Annotated in this window: 19 protein-coding genes; 16 read left to right on the top strand and 3 right to left on the bottom strand. The window is 71.8% G+C overall.

The window, feature by feature from the left end:
• Positions 1-36: 36 nt before the first annotated feature.
• The 15 genes from KALB_RS41180 to KALB_RS41115 all read left to right on the top strand — a co-directional run bounded on the left by KALB_RS41180 (position 37) and on the right by KALB_RS41115 (position 13,292).
• Entirely contained in the window at positions 37-774 is a 738-nt protein-coding gene (locus KALB_RS41180) for a phosphoglyceromutase (protein WP_030110850.1), read from the top strand.
• Positions 775-838: 64 nt separating this feature from the next.
• Entirely contained in the window at positions 839-1,711 is an 873-nt protein-coding gene (locus tag KALB_RS41175) for an oxidoreductase (protein WP_025361524.1), read from the top strand.
• Between the two features lie 132 nt (positions 1,712-1,843).
• The gene (locus KALB_RS41170) at positions 1,844-3,100 is read left to right on the top strand and encodes a sensor histidine kinase (RefSeq protein ID WP_025361523.1); all 1,257 of its coding nucleotides are present in this window, start codon (positions 1,844-1,846) and stop codon (positions 3,098-3,100) included.
• A 73-nt stretch (positions 3,101-3,173) separates the two neighbouring features.
• Complete coding sequence (locus KALB_RS41165) at positions 3,174-3,854, top strand: response regulator transcription factor (protein ID WP_025361522.1); 681 nt, start codon at positions 3,174-3,176, stop codon at positions 3,852-3,854.
• A gap of 82 nt (positions 3,855-3,936) precedes the next feature.
• A complete protein-coding gene (locus KALB_RS41160) occupies positions 3,937-4,923 on the top strand; it encodes a Ppx/GppA family phosphatase (protein ID WP_025361521.1) in 987 nt (328 codons plus the stop codon).
• The gene (locus tag KALB_RS44700; RefSeq protein ID WP_025361520.1) at positions 4,920-6,224 is read left to right on the top strand and encodes an Rv0497 family membrane protein; all 1,305 of its coding nucleotides are present in this window, start codon (positions 4,920-4,922) and stop codon (positions 6,222-6,224) included. Before KALB_RS41160 ends, KALB_RS44700 begins: the two co-directional genes overlap by 4 nt.
• An 8-nt stretch (positions 6,225-6,232) precedes the next feature.
• Positions 6,233-7,018 carry a sugar phosphate isomerase/epimerase family protein gene (locus KALB_RS41150; protein ID WP_025361519.1) on the top strand — a complete coding sequence of 262 codons (786 nt, stop codon included), beginning with the start codon at positions 6,233-6,235 and terminating at the stop codon, positions 7,016-7,018.
• Positions 7,019-7,090: 72 nt separating this feature from the next.
• Positions 7,091-8,017 (top strand): proline dehydrogenase family protein, encoded by a 927-nt coding sequence (locus KALB_RS41145; RefSeq protein WP_025361518.1) that lies wholly within the window; start codon positions 7,091-7,093, stop codon positions 8,015-8,017.
• Positions 8,018-8,090: 73 nt separating this feature from the next.
• Positions 8,091-8,936 carry a thioesterase family protein gene (locus KALB_RS41140; protein WP_025361517.1) on the top strand — a complete coding sequence of 282 codons (846 nt, stop codon included), beginning with the start codon at positions 8,091-8,093 and terminating at the stop codon, positions 8,934-8,936.
• A gap of 60 nt (positions 8,937-8,996) precedes the next feature.
• Complete coding sequence (gene proC, locus KALB_RS41135) at positions 8,997-9,803, top strand: pyrroline-5-carboxylate reductase (protein WP_025361516.1); 807 nt, start codon at positions 8,997-8,999, stop codon at positions 9,801-9,803.
• Positions 9,804-10,025: 222 nt separating this feature from the next.
• Positions 10,026-10,244 (top strand): helix-turn-helix domain-containing protein, encoded by a 219-nt coding sequence (locus KALB_RS41130; protein WP_025361515.1) that lies wholly within the window; start codon positions 10,026-10,028, stop codon positions 10,242-10,244.
• A 153-nt stretch (positions 10,245-10,397) separates the two neighbouring features.
• A complete protein-coding gene (locus KALB_RS46105; RefSeq protein ID WP_015105422.1) occupies positions 10,398-10,499 on the top strand; it encodes a 30S ribosomal protein bS22 in 102 nt (33 codons plus the stop codon).
• Positions 10,500-10,703: 204 nt separating this feature from the next.
• Positions 10,704-11,747 (top strand): NAD-dependent epimerase/dehydratase family protein, encoded by a 1,044-nt coding sequence (locus KALB_RS41125; RefSeq protein WP_025361514.1) that lies wholly within the window; start codon positions 10,704-10,706, stop codon positions 11,745-11,747.
• Between the two features lie 13 nt (positions 11,748-11,760).
• Positions 11,761-12,729: a lysophospholipid acyltransferase family protein gene (locus KALB_RS41120; RefSeq protein ID WP_025361513.1), complete on the top strand. Its 969-nt coding sequence runs from the start codon at positions 11,761-11,763 to the stop codon at positions 12,727-12,729.
• A gap of 68 nt (positions 12,730-12,797) precedes the next feature.
• Positions 12,798-13,292 (top strand): dirigent protein, encoded by a 495-nt coding sequence (locus KALB_RS41115; protein ID WP_081789751.1) that lies wholly within the window; start codon positions 12,798-12,800, stop codon positions 13,290-13,292.
• Here the strand turns inward: KALB_RS41115 and KALB_RS41110 are convergent.
• Positions 13,279-14,253: an FAD-dependent oxidoreductase gene (locus KALB_RS41110; protein ID WP_236650125.1), complete on the bottom strand. Its 975-nt coding sequence runs from the start codon at positions 14,251-14,253 to the stop codon at positions 13,279-13,281. The genes KALB_RS41115 and KALB_RS41110 overlap by 14 nt on opposite strands.
• A gap of 71 nt (positions 14,254-14,324) precedes the next feature.
• On the opposite strand from KALB_RS41110, the gene KALB_RS41105 reads away from it, so the two are divergent.
• Positions 14,325-14,801, top strand: coding sequence for a YbjQ family protein (locus KALB_RS41105; protein ID WP_025361510.1), 477 nt, complete (start codon positions 14,325-14,327; stop codon positions 14,799-14,801).
• Positions 14,802-14,975: 174 nt separating this feature from the next.
• On the opposite strand, the gene KALB_RS41100 is transcribed toward KALB_RS41105, so the two are convergent.
• On the bottom strand, positions 14,976-15,833 hold the full coding sequence (locus KALB_RS41100) for an HAD family hydrolase (RefSeq protein WP_182840478.1): 858 nt from the start codon (positions 15,831-15,833) through the stop codon (positions 14,976-14,978).
• 155 nt (positions 15,834-15,988) lie between these two features.
• Positions 15,989-17,113: a DUF5667 domain-containing protein gene (locus KALB_RS41095; protein ID WP_030108265.1), complete on the bottom strand. Its 1,125-nt coding sequence runs from the start codon at positions 17,111-17,113 to the stop codon at positions 15,989-15,991.
• Positions 17,114-17,207 lie beyond the last annotated feature (94 nt).

Below are 17,207 nucleotides of genomic sequence, written 5' to 3'. Positions count from 1 at the left end.
AGCGTGCAATCGGGGGTGCCTGGCAGGCTGGGCGGCATGAGCCTGGTCCTGCTGCGTCACGGCGAGAGCGTCTGGAACGCCGAGAACCTGTTCACCGGTTGGGTGGACGTGCCGCTGTCCGAGAAGGGGCTGACCGAGGCCAAGCGCGGCGGTGAGCTGCTGCGCGAGGCGGGTCTGCTGCCCGATGTCGTGCACACCTCGCTGCTGCGCAGGGCGATCTCCACCGCGAACATCGCGCTGGACGGCGCCGACCGGCACTGGATCCCGGTGCGCCGCGACTGGCGGCTCAACGAGCGCCACTACGGCGCGTTGCAGGGCAAGAACAAGAAGCAGACCCTGGAGCAGTACGGCGAGGAGCAGTTCATGCTGTGGCGCCGCTCCTACGACACCCCGCCGCCGCCGATCGAGCTGGGCGGCGAGTTCAGCCAGGACGCCGACCCGCGCTACGCCGACCTCGGCCCGGCCCTGCCGCGCACCGAGTGCCTCAAGGACGTGGTGGAGCGGCTGCTGCCGTACTGGGAGTCGGCGATCGTGCCGGACCTGCGCGCGGGCAGGACCGTGCTGGTCGCCGCGCACGGCAACTCGCTGCGGGCGCTGGTCAAGCACCTGGACGGGGTCTCCGACGAGGCCATCGCCGGGCTGAACATCCCGACCGGCATCCCGCTGTGCTACGAGCTGGACGCCGACCTGAGGCCGACCAATCCCGGCGGCACCTACCTGGACCCGAACGCGGCTGCCGACGCGATCAAGGCCGTGGCCAGCCAGGGCCGCTGACCAGTTCTGCGACAGCCCCCGCGAGCGTGCTGCTCGCGGGGGCTTCATGCGTCAGGCTGTGGCCATGACGATGCAGATCACCGCGGCCAAGGCGGGTCACTGGGAGTTCGGCGGGGACCGACCGGTCGCCCGCCTCGGTTACGGCACGATGCAGCTGACCGGTCCCGGCGTGATGGGCCCGCCCGCCGACCGCGAGCAGGCGGTCCAGGTCCTGCGCAGGGCCGTGGAGCTGGGTGTCAACCACATCGACACCAGCGACTTCTACGGCCCGCACGTGGCCAACGAGATCCTGCGCGAGGCACTGCACCCCTACGGCGAGGACCTGGTGCTGGTCACCAAGGTCGGCGCGCGCCGCACCCCGGAGGGCGGCTGGCCGGAGGCGCTGGGCACGGAGGAGCTGCGCGAGGCGGTGCACGACAACCTGCGCAGGCTGGGCGTGGACCAGATCGACGCGGTCAACCTGCGTATGCCCGGGGTGCACGGTCCGGAGGAGCGCTCGCTGGAGGAGCCGTTCACGGTGCTGGCGCAGCTGCGCGAGCAGGGGCTGATCCGGCACCTGGGCGTCAGCAACGTCACCCCGGCGCAGGTCGCGCAGGCGCAGACCATCGCCCCGGTCGTGTGCGTGCAGAACTACTACAACATCGTCCAGCGCTCCGACGAGCAGCTGGTCCGCCAGTGCGCTGAGCAGGGCATCGCCTACGTGCCGTTCTTCCCGCTCGGCGGCTTCCAGCTGATCACCGACGAGCGCATCGGGGCCGTCGCCGAGCGGCACGGCGCCACGGTGCCGCAGATCGCGCTGGCCTGGCTGCTCCAGCGTTCACCCAATCTGCTGGCGATCCCCGGCACTTCCTCGCTCACGCACCTGTCGGACAACGTGGCGGCCGCTTCGTTGCGACTGTCCGAACAGGACGTGGCTGAGCTGGACGCTCTCGGGTGAGCGGCTTAGGACACGAGTGGGTGAACACGGGCTGACCGGAGGTAGAACAATGCCGTCCGCAGGTGTAGTCGGTGTCACGGTTGGCGCCTGTGGGCTAGGCCGGTAGGCCCCTGACCTGCTTACGATGCGAACGTGACCGCATTGGGCTACATCGCCCTGTCGATCGGCCTGCTGCTGATCGGCGCCTTGGCTGGTTCCTTGATCGCCCGATCGGCGGCACGGAGAACGGCAGGCAAACCAGCGGTGTTGACCGTCTCCGACCTCGTCCAGCGCGTCGTGCACTCCTCGCACAACGGCGTCGTGGTGCTCAACAGCTTCGGCGACGTGGTCCTGCACAACCCCAGGGCCGCGGCGCTGGGCGTGGTCAAGGGGAGCCAGGTCGACGACCGCGCGCGCAAGGCCGCGGAGCTGGTCAGCCAGTCCGGCGAGGTGATGGAGGTGGACCTGTCCCCGCTGCAGTCCCGCGTGGGCAGGCAACCCGAGGCCGTGCGCGGCGAGGTGCGCCCGCTCGGTGACGGCTTCACCGTGGTCGACGCCTCCGACGAGTCCGACGCCGTGCGGCTGGAGGCCATCCGCCGTGACTTCGTCGCCAACGTCAGCCACGAGCTGAAGACCCCGGTCGGTGCGCTGGCGCTGCTTGCCGAGGCGGTGCTCGACGCCGCCGACGACCAGGTCGAGGTACGCCGGTTCAGCAGCAAGATCCTGCACGAGGCGACCCGGCTGGGCAGGCTGGTGACCGAGCTGATCGCGCTGTCCCGGCTACAGGGCGCCGAGCAGTTGCCGGAGATGACCCCGGTGCCGGTGGACGAGGTGGTCCGCGAGGCCCTGGGCCGCAGCAGGCTGGCCGCCGAGTCCGCGGGCATCGACATCGACACCGACGGGCCGAGCGAGCTGGTCGTGGACGGGGACCGCACGCTGCTGGTCACCGCGCTGAGCAACCTGCTGGACAACGCGCTGGCCTACTCGCCGCCGGACAGCCCGGTCTCGGTCAGCCGCCGCAGGGACGGGGACTTCGTGGAGATCGCGGTCACCGACCGGGGCATCGGCATCGCGCTGGACCAGCAGCACCGCGTGTTCGAACGCTTCTACCGGGCCGATCCGGCGCGTTCGCGCGCGACCGGCGGCACCGGCCTTGGCCTGGCCATCGTCAAGCACGTGGCCGCCAACCACGGTGGCGAGGTCCGCCTGTGGAGCCGTCCTGGCACCGGCTCCACCTTCACCCTGCGCATCCCGGCACACGGCGCCTCGGCGTCGTCGGCCGGTGACGAGGAGCAGCCACGCGCCGAACAGGACGCGGCTGACCGAGACACCACACTCGTCCCGACCGGAGCGGACGGTGTGGACACCGGCAACGGTGTCGGTAGTCCCGATCATGGAGGAAAGCTGTGACCGAGCTTGCGAGGGCACCATTGGGCGCAGAGACGCTGGTCGCGGACTCGACGAGCGTTAGCGAGGAGGGTCTGTGACCAGGGTGCTCATCGTCGAGGACGAGGAGTCCTTCGCCGACCCGCTCGCGTTCCTGCTGCGCAAGGAGGGCTTCACCGCGGCCGTGGCCATCACCGGCCAGGAGGCGCTGGAGGAGTTCGACCGCAACGGGGCCGACATCGTGCTGCTCGACCTGATGCTGCCCGGCATGAGCGGGACCGACGTGTGCAAGGCGCTGCGGCAGCGCTCCGCCGTGCCGGTGATCATGGTGACGGCGCGGGACAGCGAGATCGACAAGGTGGTCGGCCTGGAGCTGGGTGCCGACGACTACGTGACCAAGCCGTACTCGGCCCGCGAGCTGATCGCCCGGATCCGGGCCGTGCTGCGGCGCGGCGGCGAGTCCGAGGAGCTGCTGCCCCAGGTCCTGGAGGCGGGCCCGGTGCGGATGGACGTGGAGCGGCACGTGGTCACCGTGGACGGCGGCGAGGTCTCGCTGCCGCTCAAGGAGTTCGACCTGCTGGAGTACCTGTTGCGCAACGTGGGCCGGGTGCTCACCCGCGGCCAGCTGATCGACCGGGTGTGGGGCGCGGACTACGTGGGCGACACCAAGACGCTGGACGTGCACGTCAAGCGGCTGCGCTCCAAGATCGAGCCGGACCCGTCCGCCCCGCAGCACCTGGTCACGGTGCGTGGCCTCGGCTACAAGTTCGAGTCCTGACCGTGGGGTCCCCCCATCCGTGTGCCGTGTCACCGGATGGGGGATTACGGGATCGTCACGCCAGCCAGGTACGGTGCTCGACGTGCGCCTAGGGGTGCTTGACGTCGGTTCGAACACGGTCCACCTGCTGGTCGTGGACGCGCATCGTGGTGCCCATCCAACGCCGATGAGCTCCGAGAAGACGATGTTGCGCCTGGCCGAGCAGATCACGCACAACGGCCTGCTCTCCAAGGCGGGCTCGGACGCGCTGGTCAGGGCGGTCGCCGACGGCAAGGCCTCGGCCCTGCAGTTCGGCTGCGAGGACCTGATGGCCTTCGCCACCTCGGCGGTGCGCGAGGCGGGCAACAGCGCGGCCGTGCTGGACCGGGTCCGCGCGGAGACCGGGGTGGACCTCCAGGTGCTCTCCGGCGAGGACGAGGCCCGCTACACCTTCCTCGCCACCCGCCGGTGGTACGGCTGGTCGGCGGGCAGGCTGCTGGTGCTCGACATCGGCGGCGGCTCGCTGGAGCTGGCCGTGGGCCGGGACGAGAACCCCGACCTGGCCTGCTCCATCCCGCTGGGCGCGGGCCGGGTCACCAGAACGCGGTTCAAGCACGACCCGCCGAGCAGGCACGAGCTGCGGGACACGGTGGAGTGGCTGGACGAGCAGATCGCCCCGGTGGCCAAGCGGGTCCGCCGGATCGGCGACCCGGACCTGGTGGTCGCCACCTCCAAGACCTTCCGGACGCTGGCCAGGCTGACCGGCGCGGCGCCCTCCTCGGAGGGACCGCGCGCCCGCCGGGTGCTGACCGTGTCCGGGCTGCGACAGCTGATCGCCTTCATCTCCCGGATGTCGGCCTCCGACCTCGCCGAGTTGGAGGGGGTCAGCTCCAGCCGGGCCCACCAGCTGGTCGCCGGTGCGCTCGTGGCTGAGGCCACCATGCGAGCGCTGTCACTGTCGGAACTGGAAATCTGCCCCTGGGCACTGCGCGAAGGTGTCATCCTTCGACGGTTGGACCGCTCGGACGGCTCGGACGGTGCCGGTGGCACTGGACGGACGGCCCAGTTCGGGGCACGGTGGAATCAATGAGTCGAGAAAGCGGTTCGGAGCACACCCAGCGCACGGTCGCGGAGTTGCTCGCGCAGTACGGCGGCAAAGCCGAGGAGGCCGCACCCGCGCGCAGGCGCAGGCGCAGGGCCGACGAGCCGAGCGAGACAGCACCCCAGACGATCATCGACCGGGTGCTGTCCGACAGCGGGCGCATGCTGCCGATCAGGGACGACCCGGCCGAGGAGACCAGCGTCAGCGGTCCGCCGGTGCGCCCCCAGCAGGCGCCCGCGCCGCCCCAGACCCCGCAGCCGCCGCAGGCCGCGGTGCAGCAGCCGATCCGGCCGCCGCAGGCCCCGCCGCCGGTGGCGCCGCCACCTGGCGCGCCCGCGCAGCAGCCCTCCGGCGCGCAGCCGCTGCCCAACCGCCCGGGCAGGCCCGCGCCCGGCCGCACCCCGCCGCCGCGTATCGAGTCCTCGCGGACCAACCTGTCGCGTTCGGACCTGGGACCGAGACCCCCGCAGGGACCGCCGCCGGGCGCCCCGCAGGGCCAGCCGCCCGCACCCCAGCCCACCGGCTACTTCCGGCCGGTCGGGCCCGGTGGCGTGGACAACGTCGGTGACACGACCCAGCACCGCCCGGTGCCGCCGGAGGCCGGTGGGCTGTCCGCGCGGCTGGCCGGTGCCCCGCCCGAGTCGGCGACCGAGCAGCTGCCCCGGATCACCGAGGAGCCGCCGCAGGCCCCTGGGCGCCCGCAGCCCCGGCGGCCCGAGGCGGTCGCGGAGAGCACGCAGGCGCACCCGGGTCCGCTGGTGGACACCGGGGAGCACACCCAGGCCCACCCCGGTCCGCTGCTCGACGAGGACGAGTACGACTCGGCCGAGGTCACTCCGCAGGAGAGCACGCAGGCGCACCCCGGCCCGTACGTGGACGGCGAGTACGAGGAGTACGAAGAGGACTACGAGTACGCCGAGGGCGACGCCTTCGCGGGTTACTCGGTGGCGCCCGACGCGGCTCCGGCCGGGGTGGATGCCCCGCTGGAGACCGACGAGGAGTCCGCGGAGGAGGCCCCCGCTGCCTCGCCCGGCCGCGAGTGGCTGATGATGGCCGTGCAGCTCGGGGTCGGCCTGGTCGGCGGCGCCGCGCTGTGGCTGGGCTTCCAGCTGCTGTGGAACGCGCTGCCCGCCGCCGCGCTGGCCGCCGCGGTCGCGGTGATCATCGGGCTGGTCATCGTGGTCCGCAAGATCCGCAAGGCGGACGACCTGCAGACCATGGTGCTCGCCGTGCTGGTCGGGCTGATCGTGACGGTCTCACCCGCCGTGCTGCTGCTCGTCGGGCACTAGAGCTCGCCTTGGGCAGGATCCCGGTCGGCCTGTCGACCGCCTCGGTCTGGCCGCAGCCCGCGGCGGCCGCCTTCGAGCTGGCCGGTGAGCTGGGCTACGACGGGGTCGAGGTGATGGTCTGGGCCGACCCGGTCAGCCAGGACATGGACGCGCTGCTGGAGTTGGCCGACCGGCACGCGGTGCCGGTCCTGGCGGTGCACGCCCCGTGCCTGCTGATCAGCCAGCGGGTCTGGTCCCCCGACCCGGAGGTCCGGCTGCGCCGCGCGGTCATCGCGGCTCAGGTGCTCGACGCGCCCACGGTGGTCGTGCACCCGCCGTTCCGCTGGCAGCGCCGCTACGCCGAGCGCTTCAGCGACCTGATCGCCGAGCTGGAGGAGTCCACCTCGGTGGCCATCGCCGTGGAGAACATGTTCCCGGTGCGCCCGCTGGGTGCCGAGGTCTCGGCGTTCCGGCCCTCGGTGGACCCGACCGAGGTCGGCCACCGGCACTACACCCTGGACCTGTCGCACACGGCCGCCGCGCAGTCCGATCCGCTGGCCATGGCCGAACGCATGGGCTCCGGCCTGGTCCACGTGCACCTCGCCGACGGCAGCGGCGCGCCTCGGGACGAGCACCTCGTGCCCGGTCGCGGGGTGCAGCCCTGTGCCGCGCTGTGCGAGAAGCTGGCCACCAGCGGGTTCGAGGGACAGGTCGTGCTGGAGGTCAACACCCGCAAAGCACGCAGCGCCACCGCACGTGCCGCCGAACTGGCCGAGGCACTGCTGTTCGCACGGTTGAACCTCGGACAGGACTGAGCTCTGTGACAACAGCCTGGTGATTGCGAACACCTTTCACCACCGGTGCGCTCGCCGACGTAGAGTCACGCCGTGCACCCGCTGCGAACGTTGATCTTGGCCGCAGGGGCCAACGACGCCGTCCGCCGCCTGGTGGCGACCGCGCCGGTGGCCCGTGACGTGGTCGCCCGGTTCGTCGCCGGGGAGACCGCCGACCAGGCGGTGACCGTGACGAGGACCTTGGTGGACGGCGGCCTGTCCGTCTCGCTGGACTACCTGGGCGAGGACACCACCGACCGCGCGCTGGCCGAGCAGACCGTGCAGTCCTACCTGCTGCTGCTGGACCGGCTGCACGCCGAGGGGCTGGCCGGGCACACCGAGGTGAGCGTCAAGCTCTCGGCTGTCGGCCAGGCGCTGGACGAGCGGCTCGCCCTGGACAACGCCTCGCGCATCTGCGCCGCCGCCGAGCAGTGCGGCACCACGGTGACCCTCGACATGGAGGACCACACCACCACCGACTCCACCCTGCGCGTGCTCGCCGAGGTGCGGCGCAGCTGGCCCTGGGTGGGCGCCGTGCTCCAGGCGTACCTGCGCAGGACGCTGGACGACTGCGTCGCGCTGTCCGGGGCCGGTTCGCGCGTGCGGCTGTGCAAGGGCGCCTACGCCGAGCCAGAGGGCGTGGCCTACGCCGACCGGCACGAGGTGGACCTGAACTACGTGCGCTGCGCGAACGCACTGCTGTCCGGCAACGGCTACCCGATGTTCGCCACGCACGACCCCCGGCTGGTGTCGGTGATCTCGGAGCGGGCGCTCTGGTACGACCGCGAGCCGGGCAGCTACGAGTACCAGATGCTCTACGGAATCCGACCCGACGAGCAGCGAAGGCTCGCGGACTCAGGTGAGGCGGTGCGCGTCTACGTGCCCTACGGCGAACAGTGGTACGGCTACCTCATGCGGCGCCTGGCCGAGCGACCGGCCAACACCGCCTTCTTCCTGCGCTCGCTGGTGGGTACGGCATGAGCGAGCTCGCGAGCGAGTCATTCAGCGCGGTGCCGGGGCTCATGTCCTCGCCGAGCGCTAGCGAGGTGCGGGCATGAGCCCCGAACAGACGCCGGTGCTCCGTTCCTTCGCCGCGGCCACGGCGGTGCGCCCGCTCGGTGACGGCACAGCCATCGCCGACCTGCCCGCCGATTGGACCGTCGGCCCCAAGCCGCACGGGGGCTTCCTGCTTGCGCTGCTGGCCAAGGCCGCCGTGCTCGTGGCGGACGGCTCCGGTGCCGGGCAGTTGGAGCCGCTCTCGGTCAGCGCCCAGTTCCTGCGCCCGCCCTCGGTGGGCCCGGTGATGCTGCGCACCGAGGTCCGCAAGGCCGGGCGGACCGTGACCGTCGTGCGCGTCGCACTGGAGCAACGGGGCAGCACCTGCGTGGAGGGCATGGTCACCGTCGGCCGCCTGCCCGAGGAGCGGCCCGCCTGGCGCGACCTGCCCGATCTGCCCGTGCTGCCGCCGCCCGGGGCCATCGACATCGGCGCGCTGCCCAACCTGGTCGGCGTGTTCAAGCTCGCCCGCGCCTGCGAGGTGCTCGTCGACCCGGTCGGCGCGGGCTTCCTGGAGCGGCGCACCGGTGATCCGCTGCGCCTGCGCCTGTGGGTGCGCCCGCGTGACGGCGAACAGCCCGACCCGTACTTCGCGCTGGTCGCCGGGGACATCTCCATGCCGGTCACGTTCAACCTCGGCCGGGTGGGCTGGTCGCCGACCGTGCAGCTGACCGGCCTGGTCCGCTCGCGCCCCGAGCCGGGCTGGCTGCGTGTGCAGGTCGACTGCCGAGCCGTCTACGGCCAGTGGTTCGACCAGGACGCCACCATCCTGGACAGCACCGGCCGACTCGTCTGCCAGGCCCGCCAGCTCGCGCTGAGCCCCCAGGAGACGAACAGCTCCTGAGGTGGCCATGTCGTGGGCCGCTCATCCGCAGGTGGGCGGCTGTCTGGCAGGCTTGTCGGCATGACGACGATCGCGGTGTTGGGGGCTGGCAAGATCGGTGAGGCGCTGCTGTCGGGCCTGCTGCACGGGGGCTGGTCGACGGCGGACCTGATGTTCACCGAGCGCTACCCGCAGCGCTGCGAGGAGCTCACGGCGCGCCACGGGGTGCGCGCGGTGTCGGTGCCGGACGCGGCCGCCACGGCGGACGTGCTGGTGGTGGCGGTCAAGCCCCAGGACATCGAGCCGCTGCTGGGCGAGCTGTCCCCGGTGCTCAAGCCGGGGGCACTGGTCGTGTCGCTGTGCGCGGGCCTGCCCACCAAGCTGTTCGAGCGCGAGCTGCCCGAGGGCACGCCGGTGGTGCGGGTCATGCCGAACACCCCGATGCTGGTCGGCGAGGCGATGAGCGCGATCTCGGCGGGCGCGCACGCCAGGCCGGAGCACCTGGAGCTGGTGGAGGGCCTGCTGGGCAGCGTGGGCAAGGTGCTGCGCGTGCCCGAGTCCCAGCAGGACGCGGTGACGGCCCTGTCCGGTTCCGGGCCCGCCTACTTCTTCTTCCTGGTCGAGGCCATGATCGACGCGGGCATCCTGCTCGGCCTGCCCCGGGCGGTCGCGGCCCAACTGATCATCCAGTCCGCGGTGGGGGCGGCCACGATGCTGGCCGACTCGGGGGAGCACCCCGTGACCCTGCGCGAGGCCGTGACCTCACCGGCGGGCACCACGATCATGGCCGTCCGCGAGCTGGAGAGGCACGGGGTGCGCGCGGCGCTGCTGGCTGCCATCGAGGCCGCCAGGGACCGCTCTGAGGAGCTGGGCCGCGCCCACGACTAGGGTTCACCTGATCTGTGGGCGGTGTCCGCCGGGCAGCCGAACGGGCTCAACCGCGCAGATCAGTGGTGCCTTCGGGTGTATCCGGTGGCCACTGGGCGCACGGGCAGTCGCGGACGTCGCAGGAGCCCCACCTGTCCCGCTACGCTCAGGTGAGCACGTGCGTGTCGATACCGCCGGTGGGGAAGCCGACGGCGCGACACGTGTTTAAGGACGCGGTGATACATGCCGGCGCAGCAGAAGGAGACCGAACACCCCGGCCTCGCACAGGTGCAGTTCCTCACGGTCGCCGAGGTGGCCACCCTCATGAGGGTGTCCAAGATGACGGTGTACCGCCTGGTGCACTCGGGCGAGATGCCTGCCGTCAGGGTGGGCAAGTCGTTCCGGGTTCCCGAGAAGGCGGTGCACGCCTACCTGGAGAACGCCTACTACGACGCGGGCTGAGAGTGTCCGCTGAGCGCCCGGCTGGTGCTGGTGCCAGCCGGGCGCAGGCGTGCGGGTAACATGGAAGGCCGTTCGTGCCTGGAGCCGGCCCCGTCAGGGCGGCGAGGCACCGGGCACACCAAGAACCACACCGTCTAGAGCTAAGGATGCCGCATGGGCTCGGTCATCAAGAAGCGCCGCAAGCGCATGTCGAAGAAGAAGCACCGCAAGCTGCTTCGCAAGACCAGGGTGCAGCGGCGCAAGCGCGGCAAGTGACGCGCGACACCCGAGCTCAGGCGGCACTCGTCCTCATCGGACGGGTGCCGTTCTGCGTTACTGGCCGGTACCAAAATCCGGCCGAACGGGTGAGAACCCCGTAAACCCTGCGTGACCTGCGTCAATGCGGCGTGCTTGGCCCCTGTTCCGGTCGTTGGCCGGGAGTAGCATCGCCAGCGTCACCGCCACCTGCCAGGGAGTCCCATGGCGCCCACTGTGGTCCTCGTCACCGGAGTAAGCCGCTTCCTCGGCGGCCACCTCGCCGCGCGCCTGGCCGCCAACCCGGCCATCGAGCGCGTGCTCGGCGTGGACACCGTGCCCCCGCCCCGGGACCTGCTGCGCAGGATGGGCCGAGCCGAGTTCGTCCGCGCCGACATCCGCAACCCGCTGATCACCAAGGTGATCGCCAGCGCCAAGGTCGACACGGTCGTGCACGCCTCCGTCACCGCCAACCCGGCAGGCCCCACCGGCCGGACGGCGATGAAGGAGATGAACGTCATCGGCACCATGCAGCTGCTGGCCGCCTGCCAGCGCTCGCCGCTGGTGCGCAAGCTGGTGGTCAAGTCCACCAGCGCGGTGTACGGGGCCAGCTCCCGCGACCCCGCGATGTTCACCGAGGAGATGGCGCCCAAGGACCTGCCCCCCAGCGGGTACGCCAAGGACGCCGTCGAGGTGGAGGGCTACGTGCGCGGCTTCGGTCGGCGCAGGCCCGATGTGGACGTCACCACGTTGCGCTTCACCAACTTCATCGGCCCGCGCATCGACACCGTGCTGACCAGGTACTTCGCCCTGCCCGTCGTGCCGACGGTGCTCGGCTACGACGCCAGGATGCAGCTGCTGCACTCCGAGGACGCGCTGGCCGTGGTGGAGCGGGCCACCCTGCACGACCTGGCGGGCACGTACAACGTCGGTGGTGACGGGGTGCTGATGCTGTCCCAGGCGATCCGCAGGGCGGGCCGGGTCGCGCTGCCGGTGCCCAGCATGGCGGTGCCCGTGGTGGGCCGCGTGGTGCGCAGTGCCCGGCTGGTCGACTTCTCCCCGGACCAGATGCGGTTCCTCAACTTCGGCCGGGTGGTGGACACGACCCGGCTCAAGCGCGACTTCGGCTTCGCACCGAGGTGGACCACCACGCAGGCGTTCGACGACTACGTGAGCGGCCGGGCGCTGCGCCCGGTGTTCGACCCCGACAGTCTGGTGGCCGCCGAGCGGGGGATCCTCGACCTCGCCGCCAGACTCCCCATCAGGTGAGGAGGTGCACGCGATGCCGGATGCGCGAGTGATCCCGCTGCACGGAACCGACCGACCGGTGCCCGCGAACTCGGCGGCACGGCCCAGGATCGAGCAGGTGCCGCCCGCCGGGCAGGAGGAGCGCGAGACCGGGCAGCAGCCGGACTGGGAGCGCAGGCTGGCCGATCTGCTGGCGTTCCTGCGCCGCAGGGTCTCCGGTGAGTACCAGGTCGACGAGTTCGGCTTCGACCGCGAGCTCACCGACAACGTGCTGATGCCGCTGCTGCGCCCGCTCTACGAGAAGTGGTTCCGGGTGGAGACCATCGGGCTGCACAACGTGCCGTCCGACAGCGGCGCGCTGCTGGTGGCCAACCACTCGGGCACGCTGCCGATGGACGCGGTGATGACCGCCTACGCCGTGCACGAGCACCACCCGGCGAACCGGCACCTGCGCATGCTGGGCGCGGACCTGGTGTTCCGCCTACCCATGATCAGCTCGTTGGCGCGCAAGACCGGGCAGACCCTGGCCTGCAGCCCGGACGCCGAGCGACTGCTGCGCGGTGGCGACCTGGTCGGCGTGTGGCCCGAGGGCTTCAAGGGCATCGGCAAGCCGTTCAAGGACCGCTACAAGTTGCAGCGCTTCGGCCGGGGCGGCTTCGTCTCCGCGGCCCTGCGCACCGGCACGCCGATCATCCCGGTGTCCATCGTCGGCGCCGAGGAGATCTACCCCAAGATCGGTGAGATCAAGCTGATCGCCCGGTTGTTCGGGCTGCCGTACTTCCCGGTGACCCCGCTGTTCCCGCACCTGGGGCTGCTGGGCGCGGTGCCGCTGCCCTCGAAGTGGTACATCGAGTTCGGCGAGCCGATCCGCACCGACGAGTTCGAGCCCAGCGCGGCCGACGACCCGATGCTGGTGTTCAACCTGACCGACCAGGTGCGCGAGACGATCCAGCAGAGCCTGTACCGGCTGCTCACCCAGCGTCGAAACGTCTTCCTCGGCTAGCTCACTCGAACGCGTGGCAGTGCGGGCGCTGGCGGGCAACGCTGCCTGCCTGTGCCTACGCTCGGTTCATGGCTACCCCCGCTGAGCTGTCCAGAAGGGCAGCGCTGTTCGCGGCACCGGCAGTGGCCGCCGGTGGGCTGGTGCTCGCCGGGTCCTCGCCCGCCGCGGCCTCCGCCAACGAGACGATCAAGCTGGTGGCCGCCCGCTCGAAGAACTCGCTGTCCGCGACCCCCGCCTTCGGCACGCCCTTCGCGATGCAGCTGGAGCTGTTCGACGCCAACGCGGCGGCCGCGGGGGACGGCTCGGCGCACGGCATCGTCGTCAACGTCACCCCGGACACCCCGCCCAAGGTCATCGTGCAGATGAGCCTCGTGCTGAAGCTGGGCTTCAACGGGGAACTGCACCTGAGCACCGAGCACCCGCTGGTGCTGCCCTCGCCGGTGGACAACCCGCTCGCCATCGTGGGCGGCTGCGGCAAGTACGCCACGGCACGCGGGGAGGGCACGATCAGCTACCCGTCCCCGGACCGGATCAACCTGACGCTGAACGTCAGGACGGACTGAGCCGGTCCGGGGCCGCCAGCGCGGCAGCCTGCCGCGCGCTGCCCCAGGACAGGGTCACGCCCAGCCCTCCGTGGCCGTAGCAGTGCACCAGCCGCGCGCCGCCCAGCTCGGTCGCCTCCACCCTGATCGGCGCACGCGTTGGTCGTGTGCCGACGCGGTGCTCGACCACCTCGGCGTTGCTGAACAGCGGCTGCACAGCTGCACAGCGCGCGAGGATCTGCTCGGCGACCGCCGGGTCGGGCTCGGTGCTCCAGTCGCCCTCCAGGCTGACCCCGCCCAGCACCACGTGCTCGCCGTGCGGGAAGTAGCAGGTCATCTCCTGCTCGTTGCTGACCTCCACGAAGAACTCGTGCACGCCCGGGTTGGTCACCACCACCGACTGCCCGCGCACCGCCTGGAGGGCCAGGTCCGGTACCAGCCTGCGCGCGCCGGCCCCAGCGCAGTTGACCAGCACCGGTGCGAGGTCGACCAGGTCGAGCAGCCGGGCCACCGACCTGATCTCCAGCGTGCCGCCCGCGCTGCGCAGGCGGCCGGTGAGGTAGCGCAGGTAGCGCGGCATGTCGATCAGCGGGACCCGGCACCACTGGCCGCTGAGGTAGCCCTCGGGCAACTCCTCGGGCAGGCAGTCGGCCAGTTCGGGCACGACGGCCACCTGCGGGGGCAACTCCCCGTCCAGCGGCAGCGGGAAACGGGCCGCCATCCGGCCGCGGACCAGGCTGACCCCGGTGGTCTCGTCCCCGGCCAGCGCGGTGAACTCGGCGAGCCCCGTGCGGCTCCAGCTCAGCACCTGCTCGGCGGGTTCGGCGAAGGCGGGGCCCCACATCGCGCCCGCGGCCACGGAGGTGGTCGCGACGGGCGGCTCGGCGGCCAGCACGCGGACCCGCAGCCCCGCCTCGGCCAGGCACACGGCGGTGGTCAGGCCGATCACACCCGCGCCGAGCACGAGCACGTCGTCGCGCATGGAGGTCACGGTAGGCCATTCCCACCCGAATGCCGAGTCCACAGAGGATGGTGCGGCTACGATTCGCGGCCATGGGTCAGCCCACTCCTCCGCCTCAGTTCCCGATCCTCATCTCCACGATGAACGACGTGCCCGGCTGCCGGGTCGCGCACGTGTTCGGTGAGGTCTTCGGCCTCACCGTGCGCAGTCGTGCGATCGGCGTGAACTTCGTCGCCGGCCTCAAGTCACTGGGCGGCGGCGAGATCACGCAGTACACGCAGATGCTCACCGACTCCCGCAACGAGGCCGTCGGCCGCATGGCCCAGATGGCCATGGGCTACGGGGCCAACGCGGTCCTGGCGATGCGCTTCGACTGCAACGAGATCGCGCAGACGATGAGCGAGATCGCCGCCTATGGCACCGCTGTGTTCATCGTGCCGCTGGAGCAGCAGCAACAGCAGGTGGGTCAGGCCGGGGCACAGCCGCACGCGGCGCCCGCCCCGCAGGCCCAGCCGCAGCAGCAACAGCAGCCCCCGCAGCCGCCGCCCGGTTACGCCCCCCAGCGCTGAGACCGACGACCGGTCCGGGCCGCCCCCGAACGCGGTCCGGACCGGTCAACCGACCTCAGCGTTGCGCACCGACGCCAGGTCGGCGCGGAACTCCTTGAGGTACAACAACAAAGCGCCGCAGTCCGTCCTGTCACAGCACAGGACGCACATGGTCGGTGTTGGTTGCGTGGACGGTCAGGAACGCTCGCGCCGCCGGTAGGCCAGCCCCGCGGCCACCGCCCCGGCGAGCACGCCGGCGCCGAGTACCGAGGGCACGCCGATGCGCGCGGCCTTGCGTCCGGTGCGGAAGTCGCGGATCTCCCAGCCCCGTGTGCGGGCCAGCTCGCGCAGCGCGGAGTCCGGGTTCACCGCCACCGCGGTGCCCGCCGCGGACAGCATCGGCACGTCGTTGATCGAGTCCGAGTACGCCGTGCAGCGACGCAGGTCCAGGCCCTCGCGCGCGGCCAGTGCCCGCACCGCGTGCGCCTTGGCCTTGCCGTGCAGCAGGTCGCCGACCAGCCGCCCGGTGTAGACCCCGTCCCGGCTCTCCGCCACGGTGCCCAGCGCCCCGGTCAGGCCCAGCCGCCGCGCGATGATCGAGGCCAGCTCCACCGGGGTCGCGGTCACCAGCCAGACCCGCTGCCCGGCGTCCTGGTGCATCTGCGCGAGCGCCCTGGTGCCCGACCAGATCCGGTTGGCCATCAGCTCGTCGTAGATCTCCTCGCTGAGCGTGACCAGCTCCTGCACGCTGCGGCCCGCGACGAAGGACAGCGCCTGCTCGCGGCTCTGCCGCACGCTCTCCGGGCTCTCCTTGCCACCGATCCGGAACTTGATCTGCTTCCAGGCGAAGCCGGCCAGGTCGGAGGTGGTGAAGTACTTGCGCGCGGCGAGGCCGCGGGCGAAGTGGAAGATCGAGGCGCCCATCATCATCGTGTTGTCCACGTCGAAGAAGGCGGCCGCGGTCAGGTCAGGGGGTACGGCGAGGGACGCCTCCAGCTCGGCTGCCGCGGCGACCGCGGCCTCGGCGGACGCCTGGCCCGCCTCCTCTGCCATGCGGTCGAGCGCCTCGTCCTCCGTGGAGAACAGCCGCTTGCGGGGCTGTGCGTCCGCTCCGTCACGGTTGCGGTACACCGCAGCGCCTCCCGGTCAGGTTCCGCCGGTCCGTCATCGTGCAAGGGTAGCGATCTACCTCTGGTGATGAACTCAGGTCAGCCGCCGAGCACCAGACCCGGCAGACCGGGCAGCAGGGGCGGCAGGCTGCCCAGTGGCAGCGGCAGCGGGACGGTCAGCACCGACGGGGTGTCGCCGCCACCCGGTACAGGCGGGAACGGCGGGGTCAGCGGCCCGCCCTGGCTGGTCGGCGTGGGCAGCGCGAGCGAGGGCAGGACCGTTCCCGGGGTGCTACCGGGCACGGGCTTGGCCGCCGAGGAGCGCACCGGGTCGTGCGGGGCCGTGGGGGCCGGTGAACCCGGTACCGGCGTGACGGGCGGTGGCGCGGTCGTACCTGGCTTGGCGCAGGCACCGCTGGCGGGCAGCGGGCCGATCTCGTCGCTGGTGCCCGAGGTGATGGCGTAGCAGCCCAGCCGTGCGCTCAGCGCCTCGGAGCGCTCGGCGATGGAGGTGAGCACGCTCGTGCTGCTGGCGGCGCGCTGGCCAGCGGGGTCGGGCAGCCTGGGCCGCAGGGCGGTCAGCCGGGCGGACTCGGTGCGAGCCCAGTCGCGCAGCACGGTGAGCGTGCTGCCGTCCCCGTTGGTGGCCTCGGTGGTGAGCAGCCGCGATCCAGCTGCGGCGTCGGTGTCCAGGTCGGTGAGCGCGGTCAGCGCAGGTCCCGAGGGCGGCCCCGCCGGAGTTGGGTACTTGTCGACCAGCGCGGTCAACTCGTCGAGCCGGGCCGAGGCGAACTCCAGGTGCTTGCGGCCCTTCGAGCCCTCGCCGAAGGTCAGTCCGAAGGAGGCCGACTCGGCAGTCCGCTTGACGGCGTACAGCGCGTCCCCTGGCAGCGCGTCCCTGCTCATCAGCAGGCTCATCGCGCCAAGGGACAGCACCAGGCACAGCGCGGCGGCCAGTGCGACCACCAGCCGCCCCGAGGCGCCCAGCCGCCGGACCCGCTGTGGCGCCAGCGGGGTGACGGCCGGGGTCGGGTCCGGTTCGGTGTCCTCGACGCCCAGTTCGACCAGCAGCTTCGCGCGCATCCGGCTGCGTGCCTGCGGAGTGGGGTCGAGCGCGGTCGCGGCCTGTCTGAGCATCGCCACCACGGCGAGTCCGGGGTCGGCGGGCACCGGGCCGTCGCCGGGGATCTCCTCGACGGCCCGAGCGAACCGCTCGTCCTGCATGCCCACGCCCACCTCGCTCGTTTCCTGTTTCGAGAAACGACTGCCAGGCTGCATCGGTTACGCATCGTCGCGCTGCGACACGTGATGTTCACAA

Origin of the sequence: Kutzneria viridogrisea DSM 43870, from assembly GCF_000525635.1 — a bacterium.
GTDB classification, from domain to species: Bacteria; Actinomycetota; Actinomycetes; order Mycobacteriales; family Pseudonocardiaceae; genus Kutzneria; species Kutzneria viridogrisea.
The sequence above is the reverse complement of the archived record's forward strand: the minus strand, read 5'-3'. Positions and strand labels throughout refer to the sequence as shown.